The organism is Protofrankia sp. CiT1 (genome assembly GCF_917627335.1).
In the GTDB taxonomy this organism is placed as follows: Bacteria; Actinomycetota; Actinomycetes; order Frankiales; family Frankiaceae; genus Protofrankia.
In genome coordinates, this window is sequence record NZ_CAKJTP010000016.1 from 30,344 (window position 1) to 38,917 (window position 8,574).

Consider the following 8,574-nt stretch of genomic DNA (forward strand, 5'->3'; position numbering starts at 1 on the left):
GCGCCCGCGCGGACAGGAAACCCCCGAGCGTTTCCGCCAGCTCAGCCACAGGGCTGACACGCTGACGGGTCGTCGGGACCAGCGACGACGCTCGGGGGTCTGGTGCCTGTCTGGTTCTCGCCGGTGCCGGTGCCCGCAGGTCACCCGGCCGGATGAGGACCACGAGACCGGCTAGCGGACAGTCACCTCACGAGTCCGTTTATCACACAAAACTGGACCACCTCCCTTCCCGTGTACCGACAACGCTACGTTCACCCGGGCGTGCTCAGCAACCGCTTTTTCGACCACGGCGGCCAGCCCACCCGGAACGAGCGCCAATGTCTGGGTGCCCGGATCTGGTGTCAGATCTGGGTGCCGAGCCCGCATGCCCAAGGAGCCATGGGAGCGCCCGGCAACAGGGGCGTGGGTCAGGCAACGGCGTCCGGATGGATGGATGGATCGGGAGGCGACGCCCGGACGGCGCGAGCCGGACAGTCCTGTTGCCGTGCGCTCTGAACCGCGTCGCCTTCGGCCGACTGGGTTCGGTCCGCCAGCTACACTTGGCCCATGGCGGTGGATGTCGAGGATGGGCCGCGAAGTGGCTGGCAGACGCAGCTGCGGTCGCGCGGCTACCGCCTCACTCCGCAACGCCAACTCGTCCTGGAAGCGGTTGCCCGGCTTGGCCATGCCACCCCGGAAGAGATCGTCACAGAGGTCCACCGCACCGCGGGCGGGGTCAACATCTCGACAGTCTACCGAACGCTGGAACTTCTCGAGAAACTGAAGCTCGTCTCCCATGCCCACCTCAGGCACGGTGCGCCGACCTATCACGCCGCTGGCGCCGAAGACCACGTCCACCTCGTCTGCGGAGCATGCGGAGCCGTCCAGGAGGTCTCCCCGAACGTGTTGTCCGACCTGGTCATCGAACTGCGGGAGCGGCTCGGTTTCACCGTGGACGTCAACCACGTAGCGCTCACCGGCCGCTGTGTGGACTGCGCGGGCCCGCATGCCGGTTGAACGGTCCATGGCCACCGAAGCGTCTATGGCCACCGGCCCCACCGGGGTGCCCGTGACCGGCGCTGAGTCCCAGGCGTCGGACAAGTTGGATAACAACATCCATTATCGTTCTCCGCTGCTGGACATGACCGGCGCCGTACCCGCCACCGGACCCGATCTCGGGGTGGCTGACCATTACGGGGACCCCCTGCGCGAACAGCGCAAGGCCGCGTCCGGCGCGGCCGTCGTCGACCGCTCGCACCGCGGGGTCGTCGGCATTACCGGTTCGGACCGCCTTTCCTGGCTGCACAGCATCACCTCCCAACATCTCGGCACGCTGCCGGCGATGCGGGGCAGTGAGGCGTTGGTACTGTCTCCGCACGGCCACGTCGAACATCATCTGATGATCGCGGATGACGGTACGGCCACCTGGCTGGATGTGGAACCAGGTACCACCGACCAGCTGCTGGCCTACCTGGCATCGATGCGGTTCCTGCTGCGGGTCGAGCCGGTGGACAGCACCGGTGATCGAGCCGTCCTTTCGGTGATCGGTCCGGCCGCGGTGGCTGCCGTCACCGACGCCCTCGGTCCGCTCGACCGCTCGCTTCCCTGTCCTGGCGACGGGCCCGCCACCAGGACAGGGCTTACCGAGTACGACGGTGACCGGCTGGCCCAGGGACCGTATCCGCTGGCCGCGACCCATCATCGGGATCCGGGAGCCTCGGTCGGGACGCTTGTCCGGGCGATGCCCCACGGCGTCGACCTGCTGATTCCTCGACCGGAGCTGACCGCGACAGTCGACCGGTTGCGGTCGGCCGGAGTGACGCCAGCCGGCATCGCCGCGTTCGAGGCGCTGCGGGTCGCCGACCGTCGGCCTCGGCTGGGCGTCGACACCGACCACCGGACGATCCCGCACGAGGTCGGCTGGCTGTCCACCGCCGTCCACCTCGACAAGGGCTGCTACCGGGGTCAGGAGACCGTCGCCCGCGTGCACAACCTGGGACGTCCGCCGCGCCGTATGGTGCTGCTCCACCTCGACGGCACCACGGTCACCCAGGGCGCGCAGGTGAGCGCCGCTGGCCGGACGGTGGGGTTCGTCGGCACGTCGGCCATGCACGGGGAGCTCGGCCCGATCGCGCTGGCCATCCTCAAACGCAGCGTCGCCGACGACGCGGTCCTCGTGGTCAACGACCCAGCGGCTGGCCGCGTCGCCGCGTCCATCGACCCGGCCAGCGGGCCACAGCAGCCAGCGCGCCCGGCAGGCCGGCTTACTGGCTAAAAGGCTCCGGCAAGCAGGCCTCCGGCGGGAAAACGGTGCCGAGGTGTGTTCAGACCGGCCGGGCCGCGAGAAGATGATCAGCCTCGCGCGCCTGCGGGTCGGCGGCATACCGGCGCAGACGTCGGCGCACATCCTCTACTCGCCGTCCGTTACGCTGCGACCGGGTGGCCTCCAGCAGGGGCACGACCTCGCGGATCAGCGAGCATCCCTGATCAAGGTTACCCAGATCGATCTGGACAGCCGCGTGGCGTAACAAGTAAGTGGCGTGGTCGCGGGCATGGATGGCCGGGTGTATCGCCAGGGCTTGGGTCAGCCACCGATCGGCCTGACGCAGCCGGCCGAGGTCGATGTAACAGATTCCGATCTGGGCGGCATACGACCCCTCGTCGAAGATGCTCGCCCAGGCCGGGTCCTGTGGGGTGGCTCGTTCGAAAGCGGCCTCACACCGGACGAGCGCGCGGAAGCACTCCACCGGCTCCCCCAGCGCCGCATATGCCCGCGCCAGCCTCATCTGGAACATCGCGCCCGCGCGTCCGCTGATACCACCGCTGCTGGCAAGGGATGTGTTCGCCAGTTCAACAGCTTCCCGCGGACGGTCGAAGTCAACGCACTGCAGCGCCATGTTCTTCATGATGTTCGCACCGACCAGACGGTCCCCAGCGGCATGCGCCGCATGCAGGGCCGTGATCCAGTAACGCTGGGCGCTGGTGTGATACCCAGCGTCGAACGACGCCCAGCCCGCGACCCGAGCAAGCTCAGCGGCCAGCAGCTGGAGCCTTCCCCCGATCTTCTCCGTGTAGGAGCCCCGGGCGAGCAGCTCAGTGACCACACCCAGCTCAGCATCCACCAACCGCCGGACGCTCTCGCCACCAAGTCGATCATCCATCAGGCGTAACCCGGGGATGTTGTGCTCAATGCGATTGACGATCTGGGTGTCCACCTGTCTGCCACCCAGCGCCGCGGCGAGCCGGGCGGGCTCGAGGTTCAGCCACTCGCCGGCCAGGGCAGCCACACCGGCCCCCGTGATGGTCAAAAATCCACGACGATCCGTGAGGGCGTCTTCAACCACATCGATCATGGAAGTCACGCTGCCCGCGCCACTCCAGGGGTAGTCGGTGCGCACAACATCACCGGTCGGCAGCCACGCGGGCCATGGATGGGACTCCACCTTCTCCGACGAGACACCAAGCTCGGCGGCAAGAGCGAGCTGCGAGACCCGGTCGGGTACCACGCCGCGATGCTCCCAGCGCCAGACCTTCTGGCGTTCCGCCGCCATGTTGGCCACTCCCAGGTCGCGCGCGCGACGCGCCACCACCCGGGCCAGCCTCTGGTAAGACCAGCCACGCTGCGCTCGGACGAACGCGAGCGGGTGGGCGCAGACACCAGCGCTGTCAGTCAACATCATCCGCTTCCTTCGAGTCGCAATTGGTGAGCGATTAACAACTCTAGGTGAATGACCCCCCTTTCGTACAGTGACCAAGCCGGTGCTGTGAGCGCAAAGGTGTCGCCAAGAGCCAACAAATCGTTCGTAAGAACATCTATTGCACGGCAATCGCACAATGCACACACATAAATCGCCTAAAGTAGTCGATAGCAACATCTATCACCCAATTGCTTGCTGTCAAGCAAGCAATCAAAGAGATCGTACCGTCACTCCCCGACAACAACAAAGGGTGGACCACGGCGAGATCACACACAGAGTATTCGGCTACTCGCCGAACGCAGATACATGCCGGATCGCCAGCAGCCCAACGCACGCGGCTGAACTCGAGCAATCAGGGCGTGAACTGACCCGTTTCCACGGTCAGGACGGCAGCAGCCGCCCGTCCTCGCCAAAAAAGATCAACGAGTCGAACGGGGCGTCAAGCGTCACCAGGCCAACAGGATTCGGATGATCGACATTAACACGGACGGTGAGCATCCCGGCCTCGGTCCGGACGTAGACCGACCGGTCCGCGCCGAGACGCTCGACCACCACCACCTCGCCGCTGATCTGAAAGGTGTCACCCGGGCCACCGGCGTGACCGGCGCGCTCCCCGGCCGCGCCGGGCCCGGCCAGGCGCAGCCGCTCCGGCCGAACCCCCACCGCGACCGAACCTGCCGGCGCGGGAACGGCAAAGCCCCTGCCGCGCAGCGTTGCGTCCGCCCAGCTGCCGTCACACACGTTCATCGGCGGAGCACCTACGAAGGTGGCGACGAAACGCGTGGCTGGCCGGTCGTAAATGTCGTCCGGGGTGCCGGCCTGCTCCAGCCGCCCATGGTTGAGCACGGCGACCCGATCACCAACCGCCATGGCTTCGGCCTGGTCATGAGTGACGAACAGCGCGGTCGACCCCAGGCCACGCAGGAGAGCGACGATCTCCACTCGCAGTTCGGCCCGCAGTTGCGCGTCCAGCCCCGACATGGGCTCGTCGAGCAGGACGACCTTCGCCCGGGTAGCCAGTGCCCGCCCGATGGCTACCCGTTGACGCTGGCCACCGGACATCCGCGCGGGTCGCCGGCCCGCCAGCTCACCGATGGTGAGCATCTCCAACGTTTCGCGGGCCCGCGCCCGGGCCGCCGACTTCGACATACCGCGCCCGTACCTCAGCGCCAGCACAAGATTGTCCAGCGCGGTCAGGTGCGGGTAGAGCGCGAAATGCTGGAACACCATGGAGACGTCGCGCTGGTGCGGTGCGACACCGAGCTGGCTGACACCGCCAAAACGCAGATCACCGGCGGTCGGCTGCTCAAGACCCGCACAGATGCGCAGGAGCGTGGACTTCCCGGACCCGGATGGCCCGAGCAGGGCCACGATCTCCCCCGGCAGCACCGACAAGCTCACAGCGTCAAGCGCGCGGACCGTGCCGAAGGTCCGGCTGACTCCGGCGATCTCGATGTGCACCCCGTTCGCCGGCCTGGCAGGGGTCACTACGGGATCACCCACGAGCCGCCCCGTGCCAGCGGTGCCAGCGGTCGGCTCGACCAATGATCCGCTCATGGCCGCCTCCGCCGGGGCAGCCGCTGGAGCCGCTGGAGTGGCTGGCGAGCCGGCCACCGCGGAAGAGAGCGACGGCGGTGGATGCGAACGGTCATTGGGTGAGGTTCTCCGCCTGACTTTGCAACTCAGTCAACGTAGCCACCGGATCCGCCCCCATAATAATCTTCTGGACCGCATCCGACGCGAGTGTGGGCACTTCACCACCGCGTGCGCCGGCCCAGTACGGCGCCCGCACCAGCGAATCGACCATTGCGTTGAAGGGGACGAGCTGTGGGAACCGCTGGTAGAGCGGCACCAGCCGGTTGGCGGCCTCCACGTCGACCGGCAGATAGCTCACTGCCTCCACGCCGGCCGCGACAACGTCCGGAGCGAGCAACGACACCATCAGCTCAGTCGCCATCTCGTTCTGGCAACGATCGGTCGCGAGCACCACCAGACCATTGCCACCGGCCACCGGGTGCTGGGTGCCGCCCGGCAGGACGGGGATCGGCACCGCTCCGAGCGGAAAAGAACCCTTGCCCTGCTGCTCGAGTGCCCGCAGCCCCGGCACGACCGAGTTGATGCTCGCCCCGGTCATGGCGGTCTGCCTGCCGAAACCGAACCGGACCAGGGCATCGGTCGGTGTCTTCGACTGCGGCCCGTAGGTGCCGACCTTGGCCAGGAAACCGGCGGCGGCACGCGCGGCGTCAGTCGTGAAGTTCGGCCGGCCCTCGGCGTTCTGGATGTTCGCGCCCTTCGAGCCCGCGATGGTGTTGAGGAACCACTGGCCGAACTGATCCCCGGTTGGCAGGTCGATCGGTTGGACACCCGGCAGCGCGGCCTTTATCCGGTCAGCGGCGGCGATCACGCCGACGGTGTCCGTCAGGGACTTCGGATCCACGCCGGCCTTGGCCAGCATGTCGGAGTTGTAGAGCAGGACGGGTACGGACACCTGCTGCGGCACGGTGTACAGCTGCTTGCCAACCTTGCCCAGAACCGTGAAGCGCTGGTCGTAGGAGGCACGCAACAGACGCGGAGCCAGCTCCTGGGCGTCGAGCTGCTGGACGAACGTGGGCAACAGGTCGAACCCGGCCACCGCGAGGTCGGTGTTGCGCCCCGCCGCGGCGTCGGCGCTGATCTGCTGAACGATCTGGGTGTAGGTGGTCGCGGTTGAAGTGATCTCAACGGTCAGGCCGGGATGCGCCTTCTCCATGTACGCCTTACCGGATTTGGCGGTGTCGTTGAGCGGGCCGCTCACGGTCATCCGCAGCGTCTTGACCTTGGCGGCGCACTGGGCCGACGCCAAGGCTCCGTTGATGTCGTCGACGGCGGCGGTCGCGGGGCGGGCGGTCGGGCGGAGGCTGGGGCTGACCGACGGGCCGCCTGAACCACCCGCCCCGCACGCGGCGGCCATGAACATGACAGCGGCAAGGGCGAGCGGCGCGGCCATGCCGCTGCGCGTGCGGCCGGGGCTCCCAAGGGGTCTGGACGGACGGGTCCGGATCACGTGTCTTCCTCTCGGGCGCGCTCTCATCCCTCAGCACCGACACCGGTGCCAGTGATTCCAGCAGCCAGTCGCCGCTGAGCAAGGATGAACACGAAAAGTGTTGGCAGGCTTATAATCAGCGCCGCAGCCGACAGCTGGGCGAAATCGGGGAAACCGCCGCTGGCTGAAACCAGGTTCGCCAGGGCCAGCGGCGGGGTCGCGATACCCGGTGACCGTGCCACTAGCAGCGGCCAAAGATATTCGTTGAACGAAAGGAGAAAGCTGAAGGTCGCGACCGTGGCGATCGCCGGTGTCGACAGCGGTAGGACGATCGCGCGTAGTGTCCGCCACGTACCGAGACCGTCCATCCGGGCCGCTTCGAGTAAAGCCGGTGGAATCGTGATCATATACTGGCGAAGCAGGAAGATTCCCGCGGCATTCGTCATGAAGGGCAGCACCAGCCCGGCCCTGGTATCGGCCAGGCCGACAGCGGAGATTGTCACGTAGTTCGGTATGGCGGTGATCTGTGGCGGTACCAGCAAAGTCGCGAGAATGACCGCGAACAGCACCGCGCGGCCACGAAACCTGAGGCAACCGAGGGCGTAGGCGGCTGGTATCGCCGTAGCGAGCTGCAGGAACGTGATCGCGATGCTCACCCCGATTCCGGTCGCCAGCGCAGGCCCGAGGCCCGCCGCCTCGAACGCACGCGGGAAGGCCGCGAAGCCGACATCGGACGGAAGCGGGCTCGACGACAGACCAAGCACATTCTGCGGTGGACCGACCGCGGTACGCAGCATCCACCAGAACGGAAGGAAGGCGCCGCCGATCCCGACGGCGAGAAACGCCCAGCGCAGACCGGTTGAGACGATCCTTCCTGGCGAGATGGCCGGATGGGCGCGGCTCACCACAGACACGCCACTGGCGTTCACAGCGTCACCTCGCGAGCGACTCGGGCACGTGCCCATCGTCCGACGGCGGCGCCAATAACACCGAGTAGGACGACAGCGACCAGCAGCAACAACGCCAGCATGGAGGCATAGCCGATCCGGAACGATCCAGTAAATCCTGCCTTGTAAATGTAGTACACAATCGTCGTGCTGGAGCCCAACGGACCACCCTGTGTGAGGACCGCGACCGTCTCGAACGTCTGCAGCGTGAGAATCGTCGCAAACACCGCGACAAAAACCGTGGTAGGAGCCAGCAGCGGCAGCGTGATCCGGCGCAGCCGCGCCCAGCCGTGGATGCCGTCGACATCAGCGGCTTCGCGCACCGACACCGGTATCGTTGTGAGGCCCGCGAGATACACGACGAAGACGAAGCTCGCCAACCGCCAGCCGCCAACAAGCGCGACCACCGGTAATGCGGTGGATGTGTTCCCGAGCCAGTCGACCGGGGCGATTCCGAACCAGCCGGCCACCGTGTTCGCCAGCGCGTCCGGATTAGCTGAAAAAATGTAGGAGAAAACAACCGCCACCGCGACAAGATTGGCGCTCACCGGTAGAAACAACGCAAGCCGGATGAGTGAACGCCCACGGGCCACCCGGTCGGCCGCGAGTGCCAGGCCAAGGCCGATCACCACCGCTGGAACAACGGTGATCAGGCAGTAGGCCACGGTATTACGGACAGCCTGCGCAAGGTCTGGATCATGCAACGCGGCACGAAAGTTGGTGGTGCCGACCCAGCGGAAGCTCGGCCCGGTGAGAGTCTTGTCAGTGCCCGCGATGAACGCGGAGACCAACGCCGGCGCGATCGTGAACACACCGAGGCCGACGACGGCCGGCAGCAACAGCGCCGCCACTCGCCAGCCTGGACGCTGGAACACCGAGTTCATGGAGCCGCCGGCCGGACATAGCGCCAGACACGCGGCCGGGCACA

7 protein-coding genes are annotated in these 8,574 nt (G+C 66.9%); 2 read left to right on the top strand and 5 right to left on the bottom strand.

Annotation, left to right across the window (positions count from 1 at the left end; translation table 11 throughout):
• Window positions 1–546: 546 nt before the first annotated feature.
• Both MJ785_RS04900 and MJ785_RS04905 read left to right on the top strand, forming a co-directional pair.
• Window positions 547–996, top strand: a complete 450-nt coding sequence (locus MJ785_RS04900) for a Fur family transcriptional regulator (protein WP_239308234.1) — start codon at window positions 547–549, stop codon at window positions 994–996.
• Between the two features lie 7 nt (window positions 997–1,003).
• A complete protein-coding gene (locus MJ785_RS04905) occupies window positions 1,004–2,254 on the top strand; it encodes a folate-binding protein YgfZ (protein WP_370651411.1) in 1,251 nt (416 codons plus the stop codon).
• A 49-nt stretch (window positions 2,255–2,303) separates the two neighbouring features.
• On the opposite strand, the gene MJ785_RS04910 is transcribed toward MJ785_RS04905, so the two are convergent.
• The 5 genes from MJ785_RS04910 to MJ785_RS04930 all read right to left on the bottom strand — a co-directional run bounded on the left by MJ785_RS04910 (window position 2,304) and on the right by MJ785_RS04930 (window position 8,530).
• Window positions 2,304–3,656, bottom strand: a complete 1,353-nt coding sequence (locus MJ785_RS04910; RefSeq protein ID WP_239308266.1) for a transcriptional regulator — start codon at window positions 3,654–3,656, stop codon at window positions 2,304–2,306.
• A gap of 402 nt (window positions 3,657–4,058) precedes the next feature.
• Window positions 4,059–5,234, bottom strand: a complete 1,176-nt coding sequence (locus MJ785_RS04915) for an ABC transporter ATP-binding protein (RefSeq protein ID WP_239308235.1) — start codon at window positions 5,232–5,234, stop codon at window positions 4,059–4,061.
• A gap of 91 nt (window positions 5,235–5,325) precedes the next feature.
• Window positions 5,326–6,663, bottom strand: coding sequence for an extracellular solute-binding protein (locus tag MJ785_RS04920; RefSeq protein ID WP_239380109.1), 1,338 nt, complete (start codon window positions 6,661–6,663; stop codon window positions 5,326–5,328).
• A gap of 80 nt (window positions 6,664–6,743) precedes the next feature.
• Window positions 6,744–7,613 carry a carbohydrate ABC transporter permease gene (locus tag MJ785_RS04925; RefSeq protein ID WP_370652871.1) on the bottom strand — a complete coding sequence of 290 codons (870 nt, stop codon included), beginning with the start codon at window positions 7,611–7,613 and terminating at the stop codon, window positions 6,744–6,746.
• 11 nt (window positions 7,614–7,624) lie between these two features.
• On the bottom strand, window positions 7,625–8,530 hold the full coding sequence (locus MJ785_RS04930) for a carbohydrate ABC transporter permease (protein ID WP_239308236.1): 906 nt from the start codon (window positions 8,528–8,530) through the stop codon (window positions 7,625–7,627).
• Window positions 8,531–8,574: the final 44 nt, after the last annotated feature.

Bases quoted from the DNA above. Each gene is read 5' to 3' on its own strand.
- MJ785_RS04900 (WP_239308234.1), top strand. From the start codon at position 547: ATGGCGGTGGATGTCGAGGATGGGCCGCGAAGTGGCTGGCAGACGCAG.
- MJ785_RS04905 (WP_370651411.1), top strand. From the start codon at position 1,004: ATGGCCACCGAAGCGTCTATGGCCACCGGCCCCACCGGGGTGCCCGTG.
- MJ785_RS04910 (WP_239308266.1), bottom strand. From the start codon at position 3,656: ATGTTGACTGACAGCGCTGGTGTCTGCGCCCACCCGCTCGCGTTCGTC.
- MJ785_RS04915 (WP_239308235.1), bottom strand. From the start codon at position 5,234: ATGAGCGGATCATTGGTCGAGCCGACCGCTGGCACCGCTGGCACGGGG.
- MJ785_RS04920 (WP_239380109.1), bottom strand. From the start codon at position 6,663: ATGGCCGCGCCGCTCGCCCTTGCCGCTGTCATGTTCATGGCCGCCGCG.
- MJ785_RS04930 (WP_239308236.1), bottom strand. From the start codon at position 8,530: ATGAACTCGGTGTTCCAGCGTCCAGGCTGGCGAGTGGCGGCGCTGTTG.